Raw genomic sequence first — 25,050 nt, 5'->3', positions numbered from 1 at the left:
GGCAGTGAGGAACACGCATGGCACGGGCGTACACGGTGCACACGGACGCGGCCGCGGGCGACGAGGAGTCGACCGCCGAACGCCCCGGCGCCGCGGACGGCCGCACCGGCCGGGGCTGGCGTGCTCCCGGGATCTGGCGTCGCGGCATCGTCCTCGCCGTCCTCGCCGTGCTGCTCGGCGCCACCATGGCCCTGCACGCCCGGGTGCCGAACGCGGTCGGCAACCTGGGCAGCCTCGTGGAGACGTTCCTGCCGTGGTTCGGCCTCGGCGTCCCGGTGCTGCTGGTGGGCGCCCTGCTGCGGCGCTCGATGACGGCGCTGGCCGCGTTGCTCGTGCCCGTCGTGGTGTGGGCGGGACTGTTCGGCGGGCTGCTGACGACCAAGGCGGCCGAGGGCGGTGACCTCACGGTCCTCACCCACAACGTCGACGCGGGCAACGCGGACCCGCGCGGCACGGCGGAGGCGCTGGCGGAGTCGGGGGCGGACGTCGTCGCGCTGGAGGAACTGCCCACGCGCTCGACCGAGGTGTACGAGCAGGCCCTGGCCGAGGAGTACCCGCACCGTGCGGTGCTGGGCACCATCGGGGTGTGGAGCAGGTTCCCGCTGCGGGACACGGCTCCCGTCGACATCAAGATCGGCTGGACGCGGGCCCTGCGGACGACGGTGGTCACCCCGCAGGGGCCGGTCGCGGTCTTCGCGGCGCACCTGCCGTCGGTCCGGGTGAAGCTCGACGCCGGTTTCACGGCGGGGCAGCGTGACGACGCGGCCGACCAGCTGGGCCGGGCCATCGCCGACGAGCCGCTGGCGGACGTCGTCCTGCTCGGCGACCTCAACGGCACGATGAACGACCGGGCCCTGGCGTCGGTCACCGCGCAGATGCGCTCCACCCAGGGTGCCGCCGGGGACGGCTTCGGCTTCTCCTGGCCCGCGTCGTTCCCGATGGCGCGGATCGACCAGATCATGGTGCGCGGACTGGAGCCCGTCTCGTCCTGGACGCTGCCCGCGACCGGGAGCGACCACCTGCCGGTGGCCGCGTCGCTCACCCTGTCCGACTGAGGGAGCCCCGGCGGTTTCGTGGTGGCGGCACGGCCGTGCGAGGCTTTGTTCCGGCTAGGAACATAACCTGCCTCCCGACGCCCCGACCGAACCCGAAAGGCCCCCGCATGCCCCTCGCTGTGCTCGCCCTGGCGATCGGCGCCTTCGGCATCGGCATGACCGAGTTCGTGATGATGGGCCTGCTCCCCGACGTCGCCGAGGACCTGGGGACCTCCGTCCCCACCGCCGGGCACCTCGTCTCGGCGTACGCCGTCGGCGTCGTCGTCGGCGCCCCGCTCCTGACGGCGGTCGGCGCCCGGGTGCCGCGCCGCCGCATGCTCGTCGCCCTCATGGCCCTGTTCACCGTGGGGAACCTGGCCTCCGTGCTCGCCCCCGGCTTCGGCACCCTCCTGGCCGGACGACTGCTCGCCGGGCTGCCGCACGGCGCCTTCTTCGGCGTCGGCGCCGTGGTCGCCGCCCGGCTCGTCGCCCCGGACCGGCGGGCCCGCGCCGTCGCCGCGATGTTCCTCGGCCTGACCGTGGCCAACGTCGTCGGCGTCCCCGCCGGGACCGCCCTCGGCCAGCACTTCGGCTGGCGGGCGACCTTCCTCGTCGTCACCGCCGTCGGCGTCGTGGCCATGGCCGCCCTGGCGGCGCTCGTGCCCCGGCTGCCCCGGGAGCCCGGCGCAGGACTGGGCGGCGAACTGCGCGCGCTCGCCGACCGCCAGGTGGTGCTCGGGCTGCTCACCGCCGTCTTCGGCTTCGCGGGCGTCTTCGCCGTCTACAGCTACCTCGCCTCGACGGTCACCGAGGTGACCGGCCTGGCCCAGTCCTCGGTGACGCTCGTCCTCGCCCTCTTCGGGATCGGCATGACGCTCGGCGCCCTCGTCGCCGGGCCGCTCACCGACCGGGCCCTGCGGCCCACGCTCTACGGCTCCCTGGCCGCGCTGGCCCTCGTCCTGCTCGCCTTCCACTTCACGGCCCACGTCCGGTGGGCGGCCCTGGTCACCGTGGTGCTCATCGGCGCCGTGGGCTTCCTGACCACCACACCGCTCCAGTTGCTGGTGATGAACAAGGCGCGGGCGGCGCCCACGCTGGCCTCCGCCTCCAACCACTCGGCGTTCAACCTGGCCAACGCGGGCGGCGCCTGGCTCGGCGGCCTGGCCGTCTCGGCCGGCTGGGGCTGGACCTCGCCGTCCCTGGTGGGCGCCGGGCTGGCCGTGCTGGGCCTGGGGGTCGCCGTCGCCGCCGGACGGCTGGACCGCGATGGTGCCCCACCCCGGCCCGCCTCCCGCGTCGTCTCCCGGGGTGTCCGGCGCACCCGGGACCGCCTGCGCGTCTGAGCCGGGGCGGCGCGTCAGCCGCGCGGCCCGGCGGACTCGCGCCAGCGGTTGGTGATCGGCAGCCGGCGGTCCTTGCCGAAGCCCTTCGGTGAGATCTTCGTGCCCGGCGGGTACTGGCGGCGCTTGTACTCCGCCGTGTCCGTCATCCGCAGCACCCGGGTGACCAGCTCCGCGTCGAAGCCCCGGGCGACGATCTCCTCGGCTCCCAGGTCCCGGTCCACGTACAGCTCCAGAACGGCGTCGAGCACCTCGTATTCCGGCAGCGAGTCGGCGTCCACCTGGCCGGGCCGCAGCTCGGCGCTGGGCGGCTTGGTGATCGAGCTCTCCGGGATCGGCGGGGTCTCGCCGCGCTCGGCCGCCGAGCGGTTCCGCCAGCGCGCCAGCCGGAAGACGGTCGACTTGTAGACGTCCTTGATCGGCCCGTACGCCCCGACGGAGTCCCCGTACAGCGTCGAGTAGCCGCAGGCCAGCTCCGACTTGTTGCCCGGCGCGAGGACGATGTGCCCCTCCTGGTTGGACAGCCCCATCAGCAGCGTGCCGCGCAGCCTGGCCTGGAGGTTCTCCTCGGCCAGCCCGGTCAGCTCGGCCGACGCCATGTAGGCGTCGAACATCGGCTCGATGGACACCGTGCGGAAGTTCAGGCCCGTCAGCCGTGCCAGCTCCGCCGCGTCGTCCCGCGAGTGCTGCGAGGAGTACCGGGAGGGCATCGAGACGCCGTACACGTGCTCGGCGCCGACGGCGTCGCAGGCGATGGCCGCCGTCAGCGCGGAGTCGATGCCGCCGGAGAGGCCGATGAGCACCGAGCGGAAACCGTTCTTCGCGACGTACGCCCGCAGCCCCACCACCAGGGCCGTGTAGATCTCCTCCTCGTCCCCGAGCCGCTCGGCGACCTCGCCGCGCACCGTCGGAGCGTAGCCGGGCAGCGGGTCGGCCGACAGCGTCCGGTGCTCGACGCGCAGCCCGTCGTCCACCGTGCCCGAGGGGGGCTCCGGAGCCGCCGCCGGGAGGTCCAGGTCCAGCAGGACGCAGCCCTCGGCGAACTGCGGCGCCCGCGCCAGCACCTCCCCGTCCGCGCCGACGACCACCGAGTCACCGTCGAAGACCAGCTCGTCCTGCCCGCCGATCATCGCCAGGTACGCCGTCGTGCACCCCGCCTCCTGCGCGCGCTTGCGCACGAGGTCGAGGCGGGTGTCGTCCTTGTCCCGCTCGTAGGGCGAGGCGTTGACGGACAGCAGCAGCCCGGCACCCGCGCTGCGCGCCGCCGGGACCCGGCCGCCGTCCTGCCACAGGTCCTCGCAGATGGCCAGCGCGACGTCCACGCCGTGGACGCGCACGACCGGCAGGGTGTCGCCGGGCACGAAGTACCGGAACTCGTCGAACACGCCGTAGTTCGGCAGGTGGTGCTTGGCGAACGTCAGCGCCACCCCGCCCCGGTGCAGCACCGCCGCCGCGTTCCGCGGCGCACCGGCCGGCTGCCCGTAGCGGGCGCTGTGGTGCTCGGCGCGGTCCAGGTAGCCGACGACGACGGGCACCTCGCCCATCCCCTCCTCGGCCAGCCGTGCGGCCAGCGCGGAGACCGCCGCGCGGCTGGCGTCGACGAACGACGCGCGCAGCGCCAGGTCCTCGACGGGGTAGCCGGTCAGCATCATCTCGGGGAACGCGACGAGGTGCGCCCCCTGGTCCGCGGCGTGGCGCGTCCACTGCACGACCGCCTCGGCGTTGCGGGTGATGTCCCCGACGGTGGAGTCGATCTGGTTCAGGGCGAGTCGAATCTGAGGCACGACCCCCACATTACCGTCACTTTGACGCGATGTCTCCCGTGCGACCGCGGAGCCCCCGGGACCCCCGCGTCAGCTGCCGAACGTCGCCGGCTCGATGTTGTGGTTGAGCCGGAAGACGTTCTCCGGGTCGTAGCGCGCCTTGACCTCGGCCAGCCTGCGGTGGTTGTCCTCCCCCAGCCCGGCGACGACGCGGTCCTTCCCCTCCTCGCCGATGAAGTTGAGGTACACCGCCCCGCTCGCCCACGGCCGCACGTCCTCACGCACCGCGCGGGCCCACCGCCGGGACCGCTCGTCGTCGGCCGGGTCCTCCCACAGGCAGAAGGGGTGCACGGCCCACCGGGCGTGCCGCCACGGCAGGGGGTGGTCGGCGGTGCTGCGGCCGGCCGCCCCGCCCTGCGGGAACAGCGCGTGCTGGGTCGGCGAGGGGACGAGCATGTCGTCGGCCCGCGCGCAGTAGCGGTCCACGGCCTCGTCCGGGAGCGCGTCCAGGTGCTCGGCCGACCAGTAGTTCCGGTAGCCGGGCGGGTCGTCGAGCATGGACTCCAGGTCCGCGTCGGACATCTCCGCGACCATCCGCCCCTCCGGGCGCAGCCCGAGCAGCGGAGCCGCCGCCTCCCGGGCCGCCGCCTCGCGGCCGGTGTAGACGACCAGGACGGCGCACGCGAGCCGGTCCACGAGCCCGTCGGGGACGAACGGCTCCGGGGGCGCGGTGAGGTAGATGACCCCGCCGCAGACGTCGTCGGGCGCGGTCTCCATCAGGTCGCGGTAGGTGCGGACCACCTCCGGGCCCCGCTCCGGGCCCCACAGCAGCAGCATCACCGTCACCACCGGCAGCGGGTGCAGCCGCAGGGTGAAGGAGGTCGCCACCCCGAAGTTGCCGCCTCCGCCGTGCAGCGCCCAGAACAGCTCGGGGTGCTCGTCCTCGCTGGCCGTCAGCCGCTCCCCGTCGGCCGTCACCAGGTCCACCGACAGCAGGTTGTCGCTGGCCAGCCCGAACTTCCGGTCCAGCCAGCCGGTGCCGCCGCCCAGCAGGAAGCCGCCCACGCCCGTCGTGGAGACCCGGCCGCCCGTCGTCGCGAGGTCGTAGGGCTCGGCCGCCCGGTCCAGGTGCCCCATCGTCGCCCCGCCGCCGACGCGGGCGGTGCGGGCCCCGGGGTCGACGGTGACGTCGTGCATGGGCCGCAGGTCGATCACGAGTCCGCCGTCCACCAGCGCCTTGCCCGCCACGCCGTGCCCGCCGCCGCGTACCGCGATCCGCAGGCCGAGTCGCCGGCCGAAGCGGAGGGCCTCGGCGACGTCGGCCGGTGTCGCGCACCGGGCGATGAGCGCCGGACGGCGGTCGATCATGCCGTTGAACAGCGCTCTGGCCTCGTCGTACGGGGGGTCGTCGGGCACGAGCACGTCACCGGAGAGCGTCGTACGCAGGTCGTCCACGGCCGCGCCCGCCACCACGTCGAGAGCCATCGCTCTCATCTCCCGTCGTCCTCCCGGTCGACGACGAGCCCCGCCGCGACCGGAACGTTCGCTCACCTCCCAGCCTAGAACCGCGGGCCCGGGCGGCAAGCGGGCCACCCGCCCGACGCCCGACCCGTCCGGCCGGGCAGGTCGACCAAGATCGGGCCCGTGGCGCACAATGAGGGGCAGGCCCGGCGGAAACGTGGTGGAAACCGCGCGGTGGCATGCTCGAAGCGCGAATCCGGCCCTGCCCGTGCCGGCAGGGCGGCCTGACCAGCGAGGATGGGTGGATATGGACAAGCAGCAGGAATTCGTGCTCCGGACGCTCGAAGAACGGGACATCCGGTTCGTGCGGCTGTGGTTCACGGACGTGCTCGGCTTCCTGAAGTCCGTCGCCGTCGCCCCCGCCGAGCTGGAGCAGGCGTTCGACGAGGGCATCGGCTTCGACGGCTCCGCCATCGAGGGCTTCGCCCGCGTCTACGAGTCCGACATGATCGCCAAGCCGGCGCCGAGCACGTTCCAGATCCTGCCCTGGCGGGCCGAGGCGCCCGGCACCGCGCGCATGTTCTGCGACATCCTGATGCCCGACGGCTCCCCGTCCTACGCCGACCCCCGCTACGTCCTCAAGCGCATCCTCTCCCGCACCTCCGACCTCGGGTTCACCTTCTACACGCACCCCGAGATCGAGTTCTTCCTCCTCAAGAACAAGCCCGTCGACGGCTCCCGCCCCACCCCGGCGGACTCCTCCGGGTACTTCGACCACACCCCGCAGAACGTCGGCATGGACTTCCGCCGGCAGGCCATCACCATGCTGGAGTCGATGGGCATCTCGGTGGAGTTCTCCCACCACGAGGGCGCGCCCGGCCAGCAGGAGATCGACCTGCGCTACGCCGACGCCCTGGCCACCGCGGACAACATCATGACGTTCCGCCTGGTCATGAAGCAGGTCGCGCTGGAGCAGGGCGTGCAGGCGACGTTCATGCCGAAGCCGTTCTCGGAGTACCCCGGCTCGGGCATGCACACCCACCTCTCCCTCTTCGAGGGGGACCGCAACGCCTTCCACGAGTCGGGCGCCGAGTACCAGCTCTCCAAGGTGGGCCGGTCCTTCATCGCCGGACTGCTGCGGCACGCCGGGGAGATCTCGGCCGTCACCAACCAGTGGGTCAACAGCTACAAGCGCATCTGGGGCGGCACCCAGCGCACGGCCGGCGCCGGCGGCGAGGCGCCGTCCTACATCTGCTGGGGCCACAACAACCGCTCCGCCCTCATCCGGGTGCCGATGTACAAGCCCGGCAAGACCGGCTCGACCCGCATCGAGGTCCGCTCGCTGGACTCCGGCGCCAACCCCTATCTCGCCTACGCGGTGCTCCTGGCCGCCGGGCTCAAGGGCATCGAGGAGGGCTACGAACTGCCCGCCGGCGCCGAGGACGACGTGTGGGCGCTGTCGGACGCCGAGCGCCGCGCGCTCGGCATCAAGCCGCTTCCGCAGAACCTGGGCGAGGCCATCGACCTGATGGAGCAGAGCGAGCTGGTCGCCGAGACGCTCGGCGAGCACGTCTTCGACTTCTTCCTGCGCAACAAGCGCCAGGAGTGGGAGGAGTACCGCTCCGAGGTCACCGCCTTCGAACTGCGCAAGTCCCTGCCGGTCCTGTGAGCGGCGGACGTCCGGTGGGCGCGGGGGCGTCGACGGGGGCCGAGCGGCCGGCCGGGCCGGACGCGGGCGGGCGGCGCCGCAGCGCGTTCGGCCGCCTCCTGCGGTACGGCTTCACCGACCCGGCCGAGGCCGCCCGCCTCCTGGCCGCCCCCGAGCTGGCCCCGCACCGCGACAACACCGTGCTGCTCGACGGGCTCGGCGGGGCCGCCGACCCGGACCAGGCCCTGCGCGGACTGCTGCGGCTGATGGAGGCGCAGCGACTGTGCGGCGGCGAGGACGGCGGCCAGCGGCTGCTGGACACCGTCCTCGCCGCGAAGCCGCTGCGCGACCGGCTGCTCGGGGTGCTCGGAGCCTCCGAGGCCCTGGCCGACCACCTGGTCACCCACGCCACCGACTGGCAGTCCCTGGTCACCTGGGAGACGGCCGACCTGCACCCGGGCGTCGAGGAGTTCGAGGCCGCCCTGGAGGGCGCCGACACCCCCGACGCCCTGCGCGTCGCCTACCGCCGGGCCCTGCTGGGCATCGCCGCCCGCGACGTCTGCGGCACCAGCGACCTCGCCCGGACGGCCGCCGAGCTGGCCGACCTCGCGACCGCCACCCTCCGCGCGGCGCTGGCGATCGCCGAGGCCGCCGCCCCCGAGGACGCCGCCGCCTGCCGGCTGACCGTGATCGGCATGGGCAAGTGCGGCGGCCGGGAGCTGAACTACGTCTCGGACGTGGACGTCATCTTCGTCGCCGAGCTGCCGCAGGGCGCCCCCGAGGACGCCGACGAGCCGGGAGCGCTCCGGGCGGCGACGCGGCTCGCGGCACACCTGGTGCGGATCTGCGCCGACACCACGGCCGAGGGCACCATCTGGCCCGTGGACGCCAACCTCCGCCCGGAGGGCCGCAACGGCCCGCTCGTCCGCACCCTCGCCAGCCACCTGGCCTACTACCAGCGCTGGGCCAAGACCTGGGAGTTCCAGGCGCTGCTGAAGGCCCGCTTCGTGGCCGGCGACGCGGAGCTGGGCCGGGCGTACTGCGAGGCGGTCTCCCCCCTGGTGTGGCAGGCATCCGAGCGGGACAACTTCGTCACCGACGTCCAGCAGATGCGCCGCCGCGTGATCGCCGGCATCCCGGCCGCCCACGTCGAGCGGGAGCTGAAGCTGGGCCCCGGCGGGCTGCGCGACGTCGAGTTCGCCGTGCAGCTCCTCCAGCTCGTGCACGGCCGCAGCGACCCGGAGCTGCGCAGTCCGACCACCCTGGAGGCCCTGCGGGCGCTGGCCGCCGGGGGCTACGTCGGCCGCCGGGACGCCGCCGACCTCGACGCCGCCTACCGCTTCCTGCGCACCGTCGAGCACCACATCCAGCTGCACCGGATGCGGCGCACCCACCTCATGCCCGAGGACGACGCGGCCCTGCGCCGCCTGGGCCGGGTCCTGGGCTTCCGGGCCGAGCCGGTCACCGAGCTGCACCAGGCGTGGAAGCGGCACGCCGCCGCCGTGCGGCGGCTGCACGAGAAGCTCTTCTACCGCCCACTGCTGGACGCCGTCGCCCAGCTCGCGCCGGGCGAGACGCGGTTGCGGACGCAGGCCGCGCGGGAGCGCCTGGAGGCACTGGGCTACGCCGACCCGGCCGGGGCACTGCGGCACCTGGAGGCGCTGGCCTCCGGCGTCAGCCGCAAGTCCGCCATCCAGCGCACGCTGCTGCCCGTGCTGCTGGGCTGGTTCGCCGACTCCGCCGACCCGGACGCCGGGCTCCTCGGCTTCCGGCAGGTCTCCGACGCACTCGGCAAGACCCCCTGGTACCTGCGGCTGCTGCGCGACGAGGGGGCGGCCGCCGAGAACCTCGCCCGGGTGCTCTCCGCCGGACGGCTCGCCCCGGACCTGCTGATGCGGGCGCCCGAGGCCGTCGCCCTGCTGGGCAGCGCGGAGGAGCTGGCGCCGCGCGGCCGGGAGGCGCTCACGCAGGAGGTGCTGGCCGCCGTCGGGCGCGCGGACACCGCCGAGCAGGCCGTCGCCGCCGCGCGGGGGGTGCGCCGCCGGGAGCTGTTCCGGACGGCCGCCGCCGACATCATCGGCGCCTACGGCACCGAGGACTCCCCGGCCCACGTCGACCCGGCCCCGGCCGTCGACCGGGTCGGCCGCGCCGTCTCCGACCTCAACGCCGCCACCGTCGCCGGGGCCCTGCGCGCCGCGACGCGGGCCCGCTGGGGGGACACGCTGCCGACCCGGTTCGCCGTGATCGGCATGGGCCGCTTCGGCGGCCTGGAGCAGGGGTACGGCTCCGACGCCGACGTCGTCTTCGTGCACGAGCCCCGGGAGGGCGTCGGCGAGCGCGAGGCCGCCGAGGCCGCCCTGGCCGTGGCGGGTGAGATGCGGCGCCTCCTGCAGCTGCCCACCACCGATCCGCCGCTGCTCATCGACGCCGACCTGCGCCCCGAGGGCAAGTCCGGCCCGCTGGTGCGCAGCCTCGCCTCCTACGAGGCGTACTACCGGCGCTGGTCACTGGCGTGGGAGAGCCAGGCGCTGCTGCGCGCCGAGCCCGTCGCGGGCGACGCGGAGCTGGGCCGCCGCTTCGTCGCGCTGATCGACCCGCTGCGCTATCCGGAGGGCGGGCCGTCCGCCGAGGCGGTACGGGAGATCCGGCGGCTGAAGGCGCGCATGGAGTCCGAGCGGCTGCCGCGCGGCGCCGACCCGACGACCCACGCCAAGCTGGGGCGCGGCGGCCTGTCCGACGTCGAGTGGACGGTGCAGCTGATCCAGCTCCGGCACGCGCACGAGGTGCCCGACCTGCGGACGACCCGGACGCGCGACGCCCTGGCCGCCGCCCGCGCCGCCGACCTGCTGGACGGGGACGACGCCGACGTCCTGGACGAGGCGTGGCTGCTGGCCACCCGGGTGCGCAACGCGGTGATGCTCGTGCGCGGCCGGCCCGGCGACACCTTCCCGTCCGAGCCGCGCGAGCTGGCGGCCGTCGGCCGGTACCTGGGGTACGAGCCGGGGCACGTCGGGGAGCTGCTGGAGGACTACCGGCGCACGACGCGGCGCGCCCGGGCCGTCGTGGAGCGGCTGTTCTACGAGGACGAGGAGCGCGCGGGCGCCTGACCGCCCGGCCCCGGACGGACCGGGGCCGGGGCGGGCTCCTCCGGGCCCGGGCGCCCCCCGCTCCGCTCCGCGCGGACGGGGGCCTGCGGCACGGCGGCCGGGGGGACGTCCTGCCGCCGGTCGTCGGGGCCCGCCGGAACGGCCGGTTCCGACGCCGCCGGGGCGCTCGCGGGGACGGGGGCGCCGGCTTCGGGGCCCCGCGCCGGGAGGACGCCGCCGGCGTCGGGCCGACCGCGCCGCGCGGCCTGCGCGGGCAGCCGGTGCGGCAGCCGTCCGGACCACAGCCAGGCCACGGCGAACCCGAAGGCCAGGCACAGCAGGCCGCCCACCGCGTCCAGCCAGAAGTGGTTGGCGGTCGCGACGATCACCACGAGCGTCAGGACGGGGTAGAGGACGCCCAGCGCCTTCACCCACAGGGGCCGGGCGAGCAGCACGATGAGCACACCGCACCAGGCGGACCAGCCGATGTGCATCGAGGGCATCGCGGCGTACTGGTTGGAGACGTTGGCCATGTTGCCCGAGGCCATCGAACCCCAGGTGTCGTGCACGATGACCGTGTCGATGAAGTCACCGCCCGTCATGAGCCGGGGCGGTGCGAGCGGGTACAGATAGTAACCGAGCAGGGCGACGCCCGTCGTGGCGAACAGCGCGGTGCGGGCGGCCGCGTAGCGGCCGGGCTGGAACCGGTAGAGCCACACCAGTACACCGATCGTCACGACGAAGTGCAGGGTGGCGTAGTAGTAGTTCATCGAGACGATGAGCCACGTCACGCTGTTGATCGCGTGGTTCCAGCTCTCCTCGAAGGCCAGTCCGAGGCCGGACTCCAGGTCCCAGACCCAGTGCGCGTTCTTCATGGCGACCGTCTCGTGCTCGGGCACCGCGTTGCGGATCATCGAGTACACGAAGTAGCTGACGCCGATGAGGCCGAGCTCGACCCAGATGACCGGGCGCCGGGGGGAACGCCGTCCACGCGCCCACCGGGACCTCGACGACGCTCCGTTGTCAGCCAGCGGACTCGCCGTCGCCACCCCGTCGTCACCCTCGTGTCGCGTTGTCGGTACCCCCATGAGAGGTCAGTCTGCCAGACGGGCCGGTACCGCCGATCATCCTCCGGTCGGGTTCCGGCCGACCCCCGTCATCCGAGAGGTCTACACCGCTCCCAGTGTCTCAGCCCGTCCCCGCGCGCGCAGTCGCGGGCGCCGCCGCCGTGGAGCCGCGGACCACCAGTTCGGGCAGGAACACGAACTCCCCGTGCGGTGCGGGGGTGCCGCCGATCTCCTCCAGGAGCGCGCGGACGGCCGCCTGCCCCATGGCGTTGACCGGCTGCCGGATCGTCGTCAGCGGGGGATCGGTGAAGGCGATCAGCGGGGAGTCGTCGAAGCCGATGACGGAGACGTCGCCGGGCACGGTGAGCCCGTGCTGCCGGACGGCCCGGATCGCGCCGAGGGCCATCATGTCGCTGGCGCAGACCACGCCGGTGCAGCCCCGCTCCAGCAGCGCGCCCGTCGCCGCCTGCCCGCCCTCCAGTGTGTACAGCGAGTGCTGGACGAGCGCCTCGGCGTCCGGTCCGCTCAGCCCGAGCTGCTCCTCCACGGCGTGCAGGAAGCCCTCGATCTTGCGCTGGACGGGGACGAACCGGGCCGGGCCGAGCGCCAGCCCCACGCGTTCGTGGCCGAGCGAGACGAGGTGGGTGACCGCGAGCCGCATCGCCGCCCGGTCGTCGGGGGAGATGAACGCCGCCCGGACCTTCGGCGAGAAACCGTTGATCAGGACGTACGGGACGCCCTGGCCGCGCAGCTTCTCGTAGCGCTGCATGTCGGCCGTGGTGTCCGCGTGCAGCCCCGAGACGTAGATGATCCCCGCCACACCGCGTTCGACGAGCATCTCGGTCAGCTCGTCCTCGGTGGAGCCGCCGGGCGTCTGGGTGGCGAGGACCGGGGTGTAGCCCTGGCGGGTCAGCGCCTGGGCGATGACCTGCGCGAAGGCGGGGAATATGGGATTCTCCAGCTCCGGCGTGATCAGCCCGACGAGCCCGGCGCTGCGCTGCCGCAGCCGGGCCGGGCGCTCGTACCCCAGGAGGTCGAGCGCCGTCAGGACGGATTCGCGGGTGGCAGCGGCGACTCCCGGCTTGCCGTTCAGGACCCGGCTGACCGTCGCCTCGCTGACCCCCGCCTGGGCTGCGATGTCAGCTAGCCGTGCGGTCACAGCAACGGACTGTACCGGCCGGACCGCGTCGCGCGCACCGCCCCGTCCCGCCGGGGCGGGGGAGGCGCGGGCGGGGCGCGGGCTCAGCGGGCGACGGGCCAGTCCGGCAGGACGGAGGTGCTCCAGGTCTCGGCGGTCTCCGCGAGGGCCTCCTCGGGCGGCTGCGTGCCCCGCAGGATCGCCTCCCACCGGGGCTCGAACGTCGCGAGCAGCTCGGCGCCCTCGGGTACCGACAGCCGGGGCACGCAGGTGGTGCTGGCGAAGTAGAAGGAGTTGCGGATCGGGTCGGACAGCACCTGGCGGGTGTAGGCGGCCTTGCGCGTCGGCAGCAGGCTCAGCTTCAGCGCGAGCTCCTCCTGCTGCTCGGCGGCCGTCATGAAGCCGACGAACAGCCGCGCGGCCTCCGGGTGCTCCGTGCCGGCGGAGACGACGAGGTTGTGGCCGCCGGTGGGGGAGCCGCGCTCGCCCGTCGAGCCGGCCGGGACGGGCGCGATGCCCAGGTTCTCGCGGTCGTCGAAGGCCGCGCCCTCGAATATGCCGGTCGTCGCCCAGGGACCGTCGAAGATCATCGCGACCTCGCCGCGCTGGAAGGCCGACTGCATCGCCCCGTAGGCGTCCTCGGCCGGGGGCTTGCGGGCGGCGCCGGAGTCGACGAGGTCGGCGGCGGTGGAGGCGGCCCGCACGGAGGCGTCGTCCGCGACGGTGATGCGTGCCAGCTCCGGGTCGAGGAGGTCGGAGCCCTCGCCGTAGAGGAAGGGCAGCGCGTAGTACGGGTCGGTGTTGAGGGCGATGCCGTCGACACCCGTCGTCTCCTTGATCGTCAGCGCCGCGTCCCGCAGCGACTCCCAGGTGTCGGGGGGACGGGTGAGGCCCGCCTCGTCGAAGAGCTCCTTGTTGTACAGGAGCGCGAGGGGGTCGGTGACCTGGGGCGCGCCGTAGGTGCGTCCGTCGAAGGTGACCGAGGCCGTGGTGGTCTCCAGGAAGCCCTCCGGCTCCGGGACGGCCGCGGTGCCGGTGAGGTCGGCCAGCAGTCCGTCCTGCACGAATCCGGCCATCCAGCCGACGTCCGCCCGCAGCACGTCCGGCACCCCGCTCCCGTCCCGCACGGCGTCCCGGTACTGCTGCTGGGCCTCGAAGAAGTCGACGTTCACGTAGTCGACGTCGATCTTCGGGTGCTCCTTCTCGAACTCCGCGACGAGCCGGTGCACGGCGGGCGCCTCGGTCGGCCCCGAGGTGTCCCACCAGGTGACCGAGCCTGTGACGTCCGCCGGATCGCCGTCGTCCGCCGGCCCGCAGCCGGTCGCCGCGAGCGTCAGCGCCAGGGCCGTGACCCCCGCCGCGGCCGCCCGTGAGCGGATTCCGTGACCTCTTCGTCGCCTCATCGATATCTCCCCTTTGCCCGATCGCCCGCTGGGTCCGGAGGAACCTAGCAGCCCTGCAACTCCTTGCGTAAGTGGCTGAAACATGAGTTGCAGAAATTTGCCGCAAGGTCTTTCGGAAAGTTTTCGGCGCTGTTACGTTCCTGGTCAGCCCGGCGCCGCCGAGAGCGGCCGAGAGGAAGCGGTCAGGGCTCCCTCGCGCGGGCCCACCACCCTTGGAGGACTTTCATCATGCGGCGTGGCATAGGAACCACCGCACTCGTGGCGGCGCTGGCTCTTGCGGCAACGGCTTGCGGAAGCGGCGACGGCGGAAGCGGCGACGGCAGCGGGAGCGGCACCGGCTCGGGCGAGCTCTCGGGCACCGTCACCTTCTGGGACACCTCGAACGAGGCCGAGAAGGCCGTGTTCAAGGCGATCGCCGAGGACTTCGAGAAGAAGCACCCCAAGGTGGACGTCACGTACGTGAACATCGGCTTCGACGACGCCCAGAACAAGTTCAAGAACGCCGCCAACGCCGGCGAGGCGCCCGAGGTCATGAGAACCGAGGTCGCCTGGGTCTCGGACTTCGCCAGCCTCCAGCTCATCGAGCCGCTGGACGACGTCGTCGAGGACCAGGACGACTACCTGCCGCAGCCCTGGGGCTCGACCCAGTACGACGGCACCACCTACGCCCTGCCCCAGGTGACCGACACCCTCGCCCTCTTCTACAACAAGGCCCTGCTGGAGAAGGCGGGCGTCGAGGTGCCCACCTCCGTCGAGGAGTTGAAGGACTCGGCGGACGCCATCAAGGAGGAGGCCGGCGTCACGCCGCTCTACCTGCGCGGTGACGACTCCTACTGGTTCCTGCCCTACATCTACGGCGAGGGCGGCGACCTGGTGGACGCCGAGGCCAAGGAGGTGACGGTCGACGGCCCCGCCGGAGTCGCCGCCTTCGAGACCATCAAGGAGCTGCTCGACGAGGGCGTCGCCGAGACCGACCTCACCGACGGCTACGCCAACCAGGAGAAGGCCTTCAACAACGGCGACGTCGCCATGATGGTCAACGGCCCCTGGGCCATCGCCGGCACCCTCGCGGGCGACCAGTTCAAGGACGCCCCGGACAACCTCGGCGTCGCCCCCGTCCTGGCCGGCAGCGAGGGCCAGGGCGCCCCGCAGGGCGGCTGGAACCTGTCCGTCTACGCGGGCACCGACCCCGACAACATGGACGCGGCCAAGGAGTTCGCCAGGTACATGTCCTCCGCCGAGGTGCAGCAGCGCACCACCGAGGAGCTGAGCCTCCTGCCGACCCGCGGCTCCGTCTACGAGGAGGAGTCGGTCAAGGACAACCAGATGGTGCAGTTCTTCAAGCCGGCCGTCGACAAGGCCGTCCAGCGCGCCTGGATCCCCGAGGCCGCCTCCCTCTTCGATCCGCTGAACAAGGAACTGGCCAAGGTCGTCAAGGACGCGGCCACCCCGCAGGAGGCCGCCGACTCGACGGCCGACCAGTACCGCGACCTGCTCGAAGGCTGGAAGTAGGCGCCGGGCCGGGCCGGGTCGGGACGCAACGGAAGGGCTGACGAAGGACCATGGCTGTCGACACCGGTCAGCCGGTGACGGAGGCCGCGGGCGGTGGCACCACCGCCCGCGGCCCTCGGCGCGGGCACGACGAGAGGACACCGGGACGCATGCGGCGTGCGCTGTCCAAGCACTGGTACGCGTGGACGATGATCGCCCCGGTCGTCATCGTGATCGGCGTGATCATCGGATACCCGCTCGCGCGGGGCGTCTACCTCTCGATGACGAACGCCGACGAGCGCAACGTGGAGCGCACCATCGGCGCCCGCACGCTGGAGGCGACCTACGAGTTCGTCGGCTTCGACAACTACGTCGAGGTGCTGACGGGCGACGCGTTCTGGGGCCGGATGGGCTGGACGATCCTGTGGACGGTCTCCTGCGTCACCCTCACCTTCGCCATCGGCCTGGCCCTGGCCAACATGCTCAACCGCAAGGTCAGGGCCCGCGCGCTCTACCGCGTCCTGCTGATCCTGCCGTGGGGCGTGCCCGCCTTCGTCTCGATCTTCGCCTGGCGGCTCCTCTTCAACGACGACGGCGTCTTCAACGGCGTCCTGACCGGCGGCGGCGTCGAGGGCGTCACCTGGCTGGAGGACCCGACCTGGGCCAAGATCGCCGTCATCGCGGTGAACGTCTGGCTCGGCGTCCCCTTCATGCTCGTCGCCACCCTCGGCGCGCTCCAGTCCATCCCCGGCGAGCTGTACGAGGCCGCCGAGATGGACGGCGCCGGACCCTGGCAGCGGTTCACCAACATCACACTGCCCAGCATCCGCACGGTCAGTTCCACGGTGATCCTGCTGAGCACCATCTGGACGTTCAACATGTTCCCTGTGATCTTCCTGCTCACCCAGGGCGGGCCCTACGGCTCCTCCGAGATCCTCGTGACCGAGGCGTTCAACCTCGCCTTCGTCCGCAGCCCGCGGGACTTCGCCGGCTCCGCCACCTGGGGCGTGCTCATCCTGCTGATCCTCATGATCTTCGCGGTGTTCTACCGCCGTTCGCTCCGCAAGCAGGGAGAGGTGTGGTGACCGAGATGCCGAACCACGCGACCGACACGGGACCGGCGACTCCGGCCGAGGCCACGACGCCCGGCCGCGCCGTCCCCGCCACGCCGCCCCCGGGACCCGGGGGGAAGCGCGTCCGCAAGCGGGGCGAACGCGGCCCGCTCGCCTCGCTCGCCCTGCACCTGGGGCTGCTCGCCGCCGTCGTCGTCGCCGTCTTCCCGCCGTTCTGGCTGCTGGTGACGTCGTTCAAGCCGCGCAACGAGGCCTTCGGACTGGACCTGGTCAAGGACTTCACCACCGAGAACTACACGCACGTCCTGGGTGAGACGGCGTTCCTCACCTGGTTCGGCAACTCCGTGCTCGTCGTCGTGCTGACCGTCGCCTTGGGCGTGTTCATCGCCTCGACCACCGGCTACGCGCTCAGCCGCTTCAAGTTCCCCGGCATGCGACCGCTGCTGTGGACGCTGCTCATCACCCAGATGTTCCCGGTGGCCGTGCTGATCGTGCCGCTGTACAACCTGATGGCCAAGTTCCAGCTGCTCAACCAGCCCATCGGCCTGGTCATCACCTACCTCACGATCGCCGTGCCGTTCTGCGCCTGGATGATGAAGGGCTTCTTCGACACCATCCCGATCTCCATCGACGAGTCGGGGCGCGTGGACGGCCTGAGCCCGTTCGGCACGTTCTGGCGGCTCGTGATGCCGCTGGCCAAGCCCGGCATCGCCGTCACCGGCTTCTACAGCTTCGTCACCGCCTGGGCCGAGGTCGCCTACGCCTCCGCGTTCATGACCGGCGAGGACGAACTGACCCTCGCACGCGGCCTCCAGACCTTCGTCAACCAGTACACCCAGGACTGGGGCTCCATGACGGCCGCCGCCGTGCTCATCGCGGTGCCCGCCGCCCTCGTCTTCGGGTTCGCCCAGCGCTACCTGATCTCGGGCATGACCGCCGGCGCCGTCAAGTCCTGACGCGTCCGGTGCCCTCGACGCGCCTCACCCCCACCCGTTCACGACACCCAGGGATGACATGACCCAGCACCTCGCCGCACCTGAGACCGGCACGGCCGCCGACCGCGACCGCCGCCCCGGCTGGTGGCGCGACGCCGTCATCTACCAGGTCTATCCGCGCTCCTTCGCCGACGGCAACGGGGACGGCATGGGCGACCTGCCCGGCATCCGCCGTCGGCTGCCCCACCTCGCCGAACTCGGCGTCGACGCCGTCTGGCTGAGCCCCTTCTACGCCTCGCCGCAGGCCGACGCCGGCTACGACGTGGCCGACTACCGCGCCATCGACCCGATGTTCGGCGACCTGCACGACGCCGACGCGCTCATCCGCGACGCCCACACCCTCGGGCTGCGCGTCATCGTCGACCTCGTGCCCAACCACTCCTCCGACCAGCACGACTGGTTCCAGCGCGCCCTGCGCGAGGGCCCCGGCTCCCCGCTGCGCGACCGGTACCACTTCCGCCCCGGCAAGGGCGAGGACGGCGCACAGCCCCCCAACGACTGGGAGTCCATCTTCGGCGGGCCCGCCTGGACCCGCACGAAGAACCCCGACGGGACGCCCGGCGACTGGTACCTGCACCTCTTCGCCCCCGAGCAGCCCGACTTCGACTGGGACCACCCCGCCGTGCGCGACGAGTTCCGCTCGGTGCTGCGCTTCTGGCTGGACATGGGCGTCGACGGCTTCCGCATCGACGTCGCGCACGGCATGGTCAAGGCCCCCGGCCTGCCGGACATGGGCCACGGCGAGCAGCTCAGGCTGCTGGGCAACCAGGTGCTGCCCTTCTTCGACCAGGACGGCGTCCACGAGATCTACCGCTCCTGGCGGCTCATCCTGGAGGAGTACGGCGGCGACCGCATCGGCGTCGCCGAGGCCTGGACGCCCAGCGCCGACCGCACCGCGCTCTACCTGCGCCCCGACGAGCTCCACCAGGCGTTCAACTTCCACTACCTGAACGCCTCCTGGGACGTCGCGGAGCTGCGCGGCGTCATCGACGAGTCGCTGGACTCCCTGCGTCCCGTGGGCGCCGCCACCACCTGGGTGCTGTCCAACCACGACGTCGTGCGGCACCGCACCCGCCTGGGCGGCGGCCTCCCCCGCGCCCGCGCCGCGAGCCTGCTCATGCTGGCCCTGCCCGGCTCGGCCTACGTCTACCAGGGCGAGGAGCTGGGGCTGCCGGAGGTCACCGACCTGCCCGACGAGGTGCGCCAGGACCCGTCGTTCTTCAAGTCCAACGGCCAGGACGGCCTGCGCGACGGCTGCCGCGTCCCGATCCCGTGGACGCGCACCGGTCCCTCCCTCGGCTTCGGCGACGACGGCAGCTGGCTGCCCCAGCCCGCCGAGTGGGCCGCCCTCAGCGTCGAGGCCCAGACCGGCGACCCGGACTCCACCCTGGAGCTGTACCGCACGGCCCTGCGCATCCGCCGCGAGCACCCCGACCTCGGCGCGGGCGACGCCGTCACCTGGCTCGACGCCCCCGCCGGCGTCCTGGCCTTCCGGCGCGGCGCCTTCGTCTGCACGGTCAACACGACGACCGCGCCGGTGACGCTGGCCGAGATCCCCGGCCGCGTCCTGCTGGCCAGCGGCCCCTACGCCGACGACGGCGTCCTGCCGGGCGACACCACGCTGTGGTGGAGCGCATGAGTGTCATCGAGCCGGGCGCGGCCGTCGCGCCCGCCCGGCTCGCCGACATCGCGGCCCAGGCCCGGGTCAGCGAGGCGACGGTCAGCCGCGTCCTCAACGGCAAGGCGGGGGTGGCCCCGGCCACCCGCCAGCGGGTGCTGGCCGCGCTGGACGTCCTCGGCTACGAGCGGCCCGTGCGGCTGCGGCAGCGCAGCGCGGGCCTGGTCGGTCTCGTCATCCCGGAGCTGACCAACCCGATCTTCCCGGCCTTCGCCCAGGTCATCGAGCAGGCCCTGGCCGGGTACGGCTACACGCCGGTGCTCGGCACGCAGATGCCCGGCGGCGTCACCGAGGACGAACTCGTCGACCAGCTCGTCGAACGCGGCGTCACCGGCATCATCTTCATGTCCGGCCTGCACGCCGACCTCTCCGCCTCGCCCGACCGCTACGCGCGGCTCGCCGGGCGGGGCGTGCCGTTCGTCTGCATCAACGGGTACAACGAGCGCATCAAGGCGCCCTTCGTCTCCCCGGACGACGGCGCCGCCGCCCGCATGGCCGTGCGCCACCTGGCCGAACTCGGCCACCGGCGCGTCGGCCTGGCCGTCGGACCCACGCGTTTCGTTCCCTCGCTGCGCAAGACGGACGCCTTCACGGCCGCCGCCGCCGAGGCCGGCCTGCACGGCCGCGTCGAGCACACCCTCTTCACCGTCGAGGGCGGGCACGCGGCCGCCGGTGCCCTGCTGGAGGCGGGCTGCACCGGCATCGTCTGCGGCAGCGACATGATGGCCCTCGGCGCGGTGCGGGCCGCCCGCGAACGCGGCCTGGACGTCCCCGGCGAGGTGTCGGTGATCGGCTACGACGACTCGGAGCTGATCGCCTTCACCGACCCGCCGCTGACCACCGTCCGCCAGCCCGTCCGCGCGATGGCCCACGCGGCCGTGCAGTCGCTCCTGGAGGAGATCGGCGGGGACCCGGTGCCGCGCACCGAGTTCGTCTTCCAGCCCGAACTCGTCGTCCGCGCCTCCACCTCCCTCGCCCCCTCCTGACCCCGCCGCGCCCCGGCCCCCGGACCGCGGACCCCGTCCGACGTCCGGGGGTTGTTCGCCCGATCGCCCTCGTGGCTAGGATGAGACCTGTCTGACCAGTGGCTTGGCAGGCCGTTGCGATGGTGCTGTGCCGGGTGGGGACCGCGGAGGGGGATCATGGGCACGGAGCGCCGACGTGCGCGTACGGGGATACCGGAGCTGTCGGGAGAGCTGCGGAGACTACGCGGGGAGAGCGGTCTCACGCTCGCCGCGCTGGCCCGCCGCACCAGTTACAGCAAGTCCTCCTGGGAGCGCTACCTCAACGCCAAGGCATTGCCGCCCGAGCAGGCCGTCATCGCCTTCGCCCGCGCCACCGGCGCCAGTCCGCACGCGCTGCTGGCGCTGCGCGGTCTGGCGGAGCGGTCCGAGGAGGAGCCGGACACCGGGGAGGACGAGGCTCCGCAGGACGTCCGGGACGGGGAGCAGCCCGCGTCGGCCGACGACGTGGGCGGCGCTCCCGCGGACGCGTCACCCGACGAGGCGCCGCCGCCCGCCGACGTCCCGGAGCGGGACCACGTGGCGCGGACCGCGCCCCCGCCGGCGGCCACCGGCGTCACCGGTCCGATGGCCCGGCTGCGCCGACGACCCCGGGCCGTCCTGATCGCGGCCGTCGCCGGGGTCGCCGCCCTCAGTTTCACCGCCGGGCTGCTCCTGGGCCGGCTGCCCGGCGGCTCGGAGGCCACCGGCACGTCCGGGACGGTCGACGCGGTCGGGGCGATCGGCGCGTCCGAGGAGGGCAGCCCCCAACTGCCGGGCTGCACCGACTTCGAGTGCCGGGCGCAGGACCCGCAGCGGCTGGGCTGTCACATCGGCGTCTGGACGGCGGCCCTCACCGTCGTGGAGGGGGCGCACGTCGAACTGCGCTACAGCCCCGCCTGCCGCGCCGCCTGGTCCCGGGTCACCGAGGCCGAGGTCGGGGACGTCGCCCGGGTCGAGGGGGAGGACGGTGTCGCCCAGGAGCGGGCGATCCGGTACGACGGGGACACCTACTCACCGATGGTCGAGGCCCCCTTCCCCGGTGCGGTGCGGGCCTGCGCGCTGCTGCTGGACGGGCGGGAGGTCTGCACGGACCGGGGCGGGAACTCCCCGCTGCCGGTCGAGCCCGAGGACGAGTCCGTGCGCGACGGCTGATCCCGACCCGCCGTGCGGACGCCCCCCTCCGGCGTCCGCACGGCGGTCGAGCCCCGGCGGATCAGCGGATCAGCCGTGGTAGGTGGCGTCCCAGTGGCTGCCCTCACGGGCGTAGACGTCGCCGGTGCCCGCCCGGTACAGCGCCGCTCCGTCGGACCGCCGACCCAGGTAGGTGAAGGTGTTGGTGATGTAGGAGCTGACGCAGGAGTACGGCGCGAAGTCGATCTTGTAGCCGTTCCAGTGGCTGTAGGTGCCGCTCGCGTGGCCGGTCTCGGTGCCGCCCGTGATGTGCACCGAGCAGCCGCTCGCCCGCTTGAGCGCGATGACGCCCTCGGCGCTGGTGCGGCGCAGCTGGTCGAACGAGGTGCAGGTGCGGGTGTGGCGGTCCGAGCAGTTGCCCGAGGAGGACCAGGCGATTCCCGCCGAGGTGAACATCGAGGCGGCCTGGCTGTGCGTCAGCTTCTCGTCCGAGCCGCCGGAGCCGCCGCCCGAGACCAGGGCACGCCAGGTGTTCGGGCCGATGATCCCGTCCACGGACAGGCCCTCGGCGTTCTGGAAGTCCCGGGTGGCGGCGTCCGTGCCGGGGCCGAAGTCGCCGTCCACCGCGAGACCGTGGCCGTGGCTGTTGAGCAGGACCTGGGCCGCCTTCACGGCGCTGCCGTCGCTGCCGCCGGACACCGTGACGACCAGCTCGGGCCAGGTGGCCGGCCCGACGTACCCGTCGGCGGTGAGCCCCCGGGCGCTCTGGAACTCCTCGACCTTGGCCGTCGTGGCGGGGCCGAAGTCGCCGTCCGCCGTGGTGCCGTGGCCGTGCGCGGTGAGCAGGTGCTGGACGGCGGTCACGCGCGGGCCGCTGCTGCCGCCGCCGACCACGGGCCAGTCGGCGGCCTGCGCGGCGGGAGCGGAGAGCAACGTCGCGAGGACGGCGGTCAGTACCGCCGCGACGACGGCGGGGAGGCGTCTCATGCGCACTTCTTTCTCTGCGTTTTTTTCGAACGCCGCTCAGTCTCGACGACCCGCGCCCGAGCCCCGCCGTCCCCATGCCAACGCGGGAAATCGGGGGACGGAAACTTCCCTCCCCAGCCGCTGACCTGCGAAGACGATGCCCGGCGCGGGACGCGGCCGGGACGCGGGACGCCGTCGGCCGGGACACCGGCGAGTGGTCCGCCGCCGGGACGCGGGCAACGGCCGGTCGGGGGGCGCCCGATGGGCCGCCTGAGGGTCGTTCGACCGTCACCGCACCGTGAGAACCCCCTGTACGTTCCTCTCGCCGCGCCCACTCCTCGCCCTCCCCCCCCACGCGAACGACGTGGACCCGTGGTGCCACCCGCCCCGTCACCGGCCGATCGCGCCGGCTTCCCGCGGCCCCACGCGGCCCGAGGGGTGGACCGACCGCACTCATCCGCCTGCCCGCGCCCGGGCACGGTCCGGCGTGCGCGGGGCCCGCCCCCGTCCGCGACGGAACCGGCTCACCGAACCAGGGAGTTGCTGACCTTCCATGGCACACAGACCAGCCCCGAGCCGCAGGCTCGGACGGGCAGCGGCGGCGCTGCTGTCGGTGGTGGTCCTCGCGGTGGCCGTGCCGTCGGGCACCGCCGCGACCCCACCGGTCGCCCCCGCCGACGCCTGCTACACGTGGGACCGGACCCTGAGCCAGGGGATGACGGGGGAGGACGTCACCGAACTCCAGGTCCGCGTGGCGGGCTACCCGGGATACGGCAAGACCCTCACCGTCGACGGTGAGTTCGGCCCCGCGACCGAAGCGGCCGTCAGACGCTTCCAGGCCGCCTACGGGCTCGACGCGGACGGCATCGCCGGTGCGCAGACCTTCGCCCGGATCTACGACCTCCAGAGCGCCGACTGCTCCCCGGCGCACTTCACCTTCGACGAGCTCAACGGCTGCAACGCCGACTACAGCGGCGGTGCCGTCGCCGCCGCCGAGGCCCGCGAGAACACCCGGCGCGTCATGTGGAAGCTGGAGGCGCTGCGGCACGCCCTCGGCGACCAACCCGTCACCGTGACCGGCGGGTTCCGCTCCACGGCGTGCAACACCGACCAGGGCGGCGCCGCCGACAGCCGCCACCTGTACGGCGACGCGGCCGACCTGGCCGCCCAGCCGCACGCGCTGTGCACCCTGGCCGAGCAGGCCCGCCACCACGGCTTCACCGGCGTCGTCGGCCCCGAGGACGCCGCGGGGGACAGCGGGCACACCGCGCGCCTGCACCTCGACGGCCGGGCCGAACGCACCTGGTCCGCACCGGTCTGCGCCACCACGGACTTCGACGGCGACGGCGTGCAGGACACCGCGATCGCCGACCCGGAGGCCGAGGTCTCCGGCGCACAGGGCGCCGGGCTCGTCCGGATCGTGCACGGTGACGGAGCCACCGCCGAGCTCTCCCGCGCCACCCCGGGCGTCCCCGGGGGCGCGCGGCCGGGCGAGGGCTACGGCAGCGCGCTCGCGGTGTACGACGAGAACCAGGACGGCTACGACGACCTCGTGATCGGCGTCCCCCACGCGGACGTCGCGGGCCAGGCCGACGCCGGCGTCGTGCACGTCGTGTACGGCGGCGCCGACGGCCTGGGCTCGGGCGGGGCCGCGCGCGAGCTCGTCCAGGGCCAGGGCGGCGGCAGCATCGGCGCCTCGGGGGCCGAGGCGGGCGACTGGTTCGGCCACGCGCTCGCCGCCGGGGAGACCGCCCAGGGCGAGCCCTACCTGCTGATCGGCGTGCCGGGCGAGGACCTCGGCTCCGTGCGGGACGCCGGCTCCGTCCACTACCTGCGCGGCAACGTGAACGTGGCGGTGCACCAGGACAAGCCCGGCGTCGCCGGGGTCGTCGAGCCGGACGACCGGTTCGGCTACGCGGTGGCCGCGACCGGCCACCACCTCGCGATCGGCGCGCCCGGCGAGGCCATCGGGACGGCCGCGTTCTCCGGCGGCACGCAGGTCCTCAGCCACACGCTCAGCGGGCACGGCATCCCGACCCCGCTGACCGGTCTCGACCAGGACAGCGAGGGCGTCGGCGGCGTCGCCGAGCCCGGGGACCGCTTCGGGGCGGCGCTGGCGATGACCGCGTACCGGCCCGAGGGGGAGACCGGCCCGAGCCACTCGGTGATCGCCGTGGGAGTGCCCGGGGAGAACATCGCCGGGGCCGAAGCGGCGGGCCGGGTCGTGCTGCTGGAGGTCACGGCCTCCGGAGCCGTCTCGCAGCGCGGCGAGCTCAGCCAGGACGCCGCGGACGTCATCGGGGACAGCGAGGCGGGCGACCAGTTCGGCCAGCACCTGTCCCTGGTGAACCTCGCACCGCACGCCCCCGCGAACGCCGAGAGCGTGACGGTGGCGGTCGGCGTCCCCGGTGAGGACCTGGCGGGCATCCGGGACACCGGCGCCGTCCAGGTCTTCACCCTGGCCGGCACACCGGGCGCGACCGACCGGTGGATCCAGGCCGGCCGGATGGGGCTGCCGGGACCGTACGGCCTGCGGGAGTACGTCGGCTCCAGCCTGTCCGCCACGACCGGCCACCTTCACATCGCCACGCCCTACGGCGCGGCCGAGCGGCACGGCGTGCACGCCCTGCCGTGGGGCAACGTCCTCGCGGGCGGGAGCGAGGCGGCCGTCAGTTGGAAGCCCGGCGAGGGCGGTCTGCCCGCCGAGCGGCGGGCGTTCGGCGCGGTGGTGCGCTGATGACCGGCGGACACCCCCGAGACCCCCGAGACGAC

General features: G+C 73.6%; 17 protein-coding genes and 1 pseudogene. 11 read left to right on the top strand and 7 right to left on the bottom strand.

Annotated features, from left to right (window positions below):
- Positions 1-17 precede the first annotated feature (17 nt).
- Positions 18-1,055, top strand: a complete 1,038-nt coding sequence (locus IF129_RS02695; protein ID WP_191207758.1) for an endonuclease/exonuclease/phosphatase family protein — start codon at positions 18-20, stop codon at positions 1,053-1,055.
- A gap of 107 nt (positions 1,056-1,162) precedes the next feature.
- The gene (locus tag IF129_RS02690) at positions 1,163-2,377 is read left to right on the top strand and encodes an MFS transporter (protein WP_191207757.1); all 1,215 of its coding nucleotides are present in this window, start codon (positions 1,163-1,165) and stop codon (positions 2,375-2,377) included.
- 14 nt (positions 2,378-2,391) lie between these two features.
- On the opposite strand, the gene IF129_RS02685 is transcribed toward IF129_RS02690, so the two are convergent.
- Both IF129_RS02685 and IF129_RS02680 read right to left on the bottom strand, forming a co-directional pair.
- The gene (locus IF129_RS02685; protein ID WP_191207756.1) at positions 2,392-4,158 is read right to left on the bottom strand and encodes an NAD+ synthase; all 1,767 of its coding nucleotides are present in this window, start codon (positions 4,156-4,158) and stop codon (positions 2,392-2,394) included.
- Between the two features lie 69 nt (positions 4,159-4,227).
- Positions 4,228-5,622: an FAD-binding oxidoreductase gene (locus IF129_RS02680; protein WP_191208239.1), complete on the bottom strand. Its 1,395-nt coding sequence runs from the start codon at positions 5,620-5,622 to the stop codon at positions 4,228-4,230.
- Between the two features lie 283 nt (positions 5,623-5,905).
- Between IF129_RS02680 and glnA the strand changes: the two genes are divergently transcribed.
- The gene (gene glnA / locus IF129_RS02675) at positions 5,906-7,267 is read left to right on the top strand and encodes a type I glutamate--ammonia ligase (RefSeq protein WP_191207755.1); all 1,362 of its coding nucleotides are present in this window, start codon (positions 5,906-5,908) and stop codon (positions 7,265-7,267) included.
- 14 nt (positions 7,268-7,281) lie between these two features.
- Positions 7,282-10,353 (top strand): bifunctional [glutamine synthetase] adenylyltransferase/[glutamine synthetase]-adenylyl-L-tyrosine phosphorylase, encoded by a 3,072-nt coding sequence (locus IF129_RS02670; RefSeq protein WP_191207754.1) that lies wholly within the window; start codon positions 7,282-7,284, stop codon positions 10,351-10,353.
- Here the strand turns inward: IF129_RS02670 and IF129_RS02665 are convergent.
- The 3 genes from IF129_RS02665 to IF129_RS02655 all read right to left on the bottom strand — a co-directional run bounded on the left by IF129_RS02665 (position 10,323) and on the right by IF129_RS02655 (position 13,940).
- Positions 10,323-11,420, bottom strand: coding sequence for a phosphatase PAP2 family protein (locus tag IF129_RS02665; protein ID WP_191207753.1), 1,098 nt, complete (start codon positions 11,418-11,420; stop codon positions 10,323-10,325). The two genes, IF129_RS02670 and IF129_RS02665, sit on opposite strands and share 31 nt — an antisense overlap.
- A 100-nt stretch (positions 11,421-11,520) precedes the next feature.
- Positions 11,521-12,558: a LacI family DNA-binding transcriptional regulator gene (locus tag IF129_RS02660; protein WP_191207752.1), complete on the bottom strand. Its 1,038-nt coding sequence runs from the start codon at positions 12,556-12,558 to the stop codon at positions 11,521-11,523.
- Positions 12,559-12,641: 83 nt separating this feature from the next.
- Positions 12,642-13,940 carry an extracellular solute-binding protein gene (locus IF129_RS02655; protein ID WP_191207751.1) on the bottom strand — a complete coding sequence of 433 codons (1,299 nt, stop codon included), beginning with the start codon at positions 13,938-13,940 and terminating at the stop codon, positions 12,642-12,644.
- A 228-nt stretch (positions 13,941-14,168) separates the two neighbouring features.
- Here IF129_RS02655 and IF129_RS02650 point away from each other — a divergent pair, with 228 nt between their 5' ends.
- From IF129_RS02650 to IF129_RS02625, 6 genes are all read left to right on the top strand, one after another.
- Complete coding sequence (locus tag IF129_RS02650; protein ID WP_191207750.1) at positions 14,169-15,452, top strand: extracellular solute-binding protein; 1,284 nt, start codon at positions 14,169-14,171, stop codon at positions 15,450-15,452.
- Between the two features lie 50 nt (positions 15,453-15,502).
- Positions 15,503-16,516 carry a carbohydrate ABC transporter permease gene (locus IF129_RS02645; RefSeq protein ID WP_191207749.1) on the top strand — a complete coding sequence of 338 codons (1,014 nt, stop codon included), beginning with the start codon at positions 15,503-15,505 and terminating at the stop codon, positions 16,514-16,516.
- A 5-nt stretch (positions 16,517-16,521) separates the two neighbouring features.
- On the top strand, positions 16,522-17,460 hold the full coding sequence (locus tag IF129_RS02640; RefSeq protein ID WP_191208238.1) for a sugar ABC transporter permease: 939 nt from the start codon (positions 16,522-16,524) through the stop codon (positions 17,458-17,460).
- A gap of 58 nt (positions 17,461-17,518) precedes the next feature.
- Positions 17,519-19,138 (top strand): glycoside hydrolase family 13 protein, encoded by a 1,620-nt coding sequence (locus IF129_RS02635; protein WP_191207748.1) that lies wholly within the window; start codon positions 17,519-17,521, stop codon positions 19,136-19,138.
- Entirely contained in the window at positions 19,135-20,163 is a 1,029-nt protein-coding gene (locus IF129_RS02630; protein ID WP_191207747.1) for a LacI family DNA-binding transcriptional regulator, read from the top strand. The genes IF129_RS02635 and IF129_RS02630 overlap by 4 nt, the downstream gene beginning before the upstream one ends.
- Positions 20,164-20,319: 156 nt before the next feature.
- Positions 20,320-21,333: a helix-turn-helix domain-containing protein gene (locus IF129_RS02625; RefSeq protein ID WP_191207746.1), complete on the top strand. Its 1,014-nt coding sequence runs from the start codon at positions 20,320-20,322 to the stop codon at positions 21,331-21,333.
- A 69-nt stretch (positions 21,334-21,402) separates the two neighbouring features.
- Here the strand turns inward: IF129_RS02625 and IF129_RS26105 are convergent, their stop codons facing one another.
- Together IF129_RS26105 and IF129_RS27045 are read right to left on the bottom strand one after the other, a co-directional pair.
- Positions 21,403-21,984 (bottom strand): peptidoglycan-binding protein, encoded by a 582-nt coding sequence (locus IF129_RS26105; RefSeq protein ID WP_398848371.1) that lies wholly within the window; start codon positions 21,982-21,984, stop codon positions 21,403-21,405.
- A gap of 57 nt (positions 21,985-22,041) precedes the next feature.
- Positions 22,042-22,299 (bottom strand): annotated as a pseudogene (locus IF129_RS27045) (peptidoglycan-binding domain-containing protein); the annotation flags it as partial.
- 532 nt (positions 22,300-22,831) lie between these two features.
- Here IF129_RS27045 and IF129_RS26860 point away from each other — a divergent pair.
- Complete coding sequence (locus IF129_RS26860; protein WP_318153503.1) at positions 22,832-25,015, top strand: D-Ala-D-Ala carboxypeptidase family metallohydrolase; 2,184 nt, start codon at positions 22,832-22,834, stop codon at positions 25,013-25,015.
- The last annotated feature ends 35 nt before the right edge of the window (positions 25,016-25,050 follow it).

The sequence above is a fragment of the Streptomyces chumphonensis genome (assembly GCF_014779715.1).
Lineage (GTDB): Bacteria > Actinomycetota > Actinomycetes > Streptomycetales > Streptomycetaceae > Streptomyces > Streptomyces chumphonensis.
This window is presented reverse-complemented; position numbering and strand designations above follow the sequence as displayed.

What these genes read in the sequence shown, in the direction of transcription:
- IF129_RS02695 (WP_191207758.1), top strand. Translation starts at nt 18, where the DNA reads ATGGCACGGGCGTACACGGTGCACACGGACGCGGCCGCGGGCGACGAG.
- IF129_RS02690 (WP_191207757.1), top strand. Translation starts at nt 1,163, where the DNA reads ATGCCCCTCGCTGTGCTCGCCCTGGCGATCGGCGCCTTCGGCATCGGC.
- IF129_RS02680 (WP_191208239.1), bottom strand. Translation starts at nt 5,622, where the DNA reads ATGGCTCTCGACGTGGTGGCGGGCGCGGCCGTGGACGACCTGCGTACG.
- glnA (WP_191207755.1), top strand. Translation starts at nt 5,906, where the DNA reads ATGGACAAGCAGCAGGAATTCGTGCTCCGGACGCTCGAAGAACGGGAC.
- IF129_RS02665 (WP_191207753.1), bottom strand. Translation starts at nt 11,420, where the DNA reads ATGGGGGTACCGACAACGCGACACGAGGGTGACGACGGGGTGGCGACG.
- IF129_RS02655 (WP_191207751.1), bottom strand. Translation starts at nt 13,940, where the DNA reads ATGAGGCGACGAAGAGGTCACGGAATCCGCTCACGGGCGGCCGCGGCG.
- IF129_RS02650 (WP_191207750.1), top strand. Translation starts at nt 14,169, where the DNA reads ATGCGGCGTGGCATAGGAACCACCGCACTCGTGGCGGCGCTGGCTCTT.
- IF129_RS02645 (WP_191207749.1), top strand. Translation starts at nt 15,503, where the DNA reads ATGGCTGTCGACACCGGTCAGCCGGTGACGGAGGCCGCGGGCGGTGGC.
- IF129_RS02640 (WP_191208238.1), top strand. Translation starts at nt 16,522, where the DNA reads ATGCCGAACCACGCGACCGACACGGGACCGGCGACTCCGGCCGAGGCC.
- IF129_RS02635 (WP_191207748.1), top strand. Translation starts at nt 17,519, where the DNA reads ATGACCCAGCACCTCGCCGCACCTGAGACCGGCACGGCCGCCGACCGC.
- IF129_RS02630 (WP_191207747.1), top strand. Translation starts at nt 19,135, where the DNA reads ATGAGTGTCATCGAGCCGGGCGCGGCCGTCGCGCCCGCCCGGCTCGCC.
- IF129_RS02625 (WP_191207746.1), top strand. Translation starts at nt 20,320, where the DNA reads ATGGGCACGGAGCGCCGACGTGCGCGTACGGGGATACCGGAGCTGTCG.
- IF129_RS26860 (WP_318153503.1), top strand. Translation starts at nt 22,832, where the DNA reads ATGGCACACAGACCAGCCCCGAGCCGCAGGCTCGGACGGGCAGCGGCG.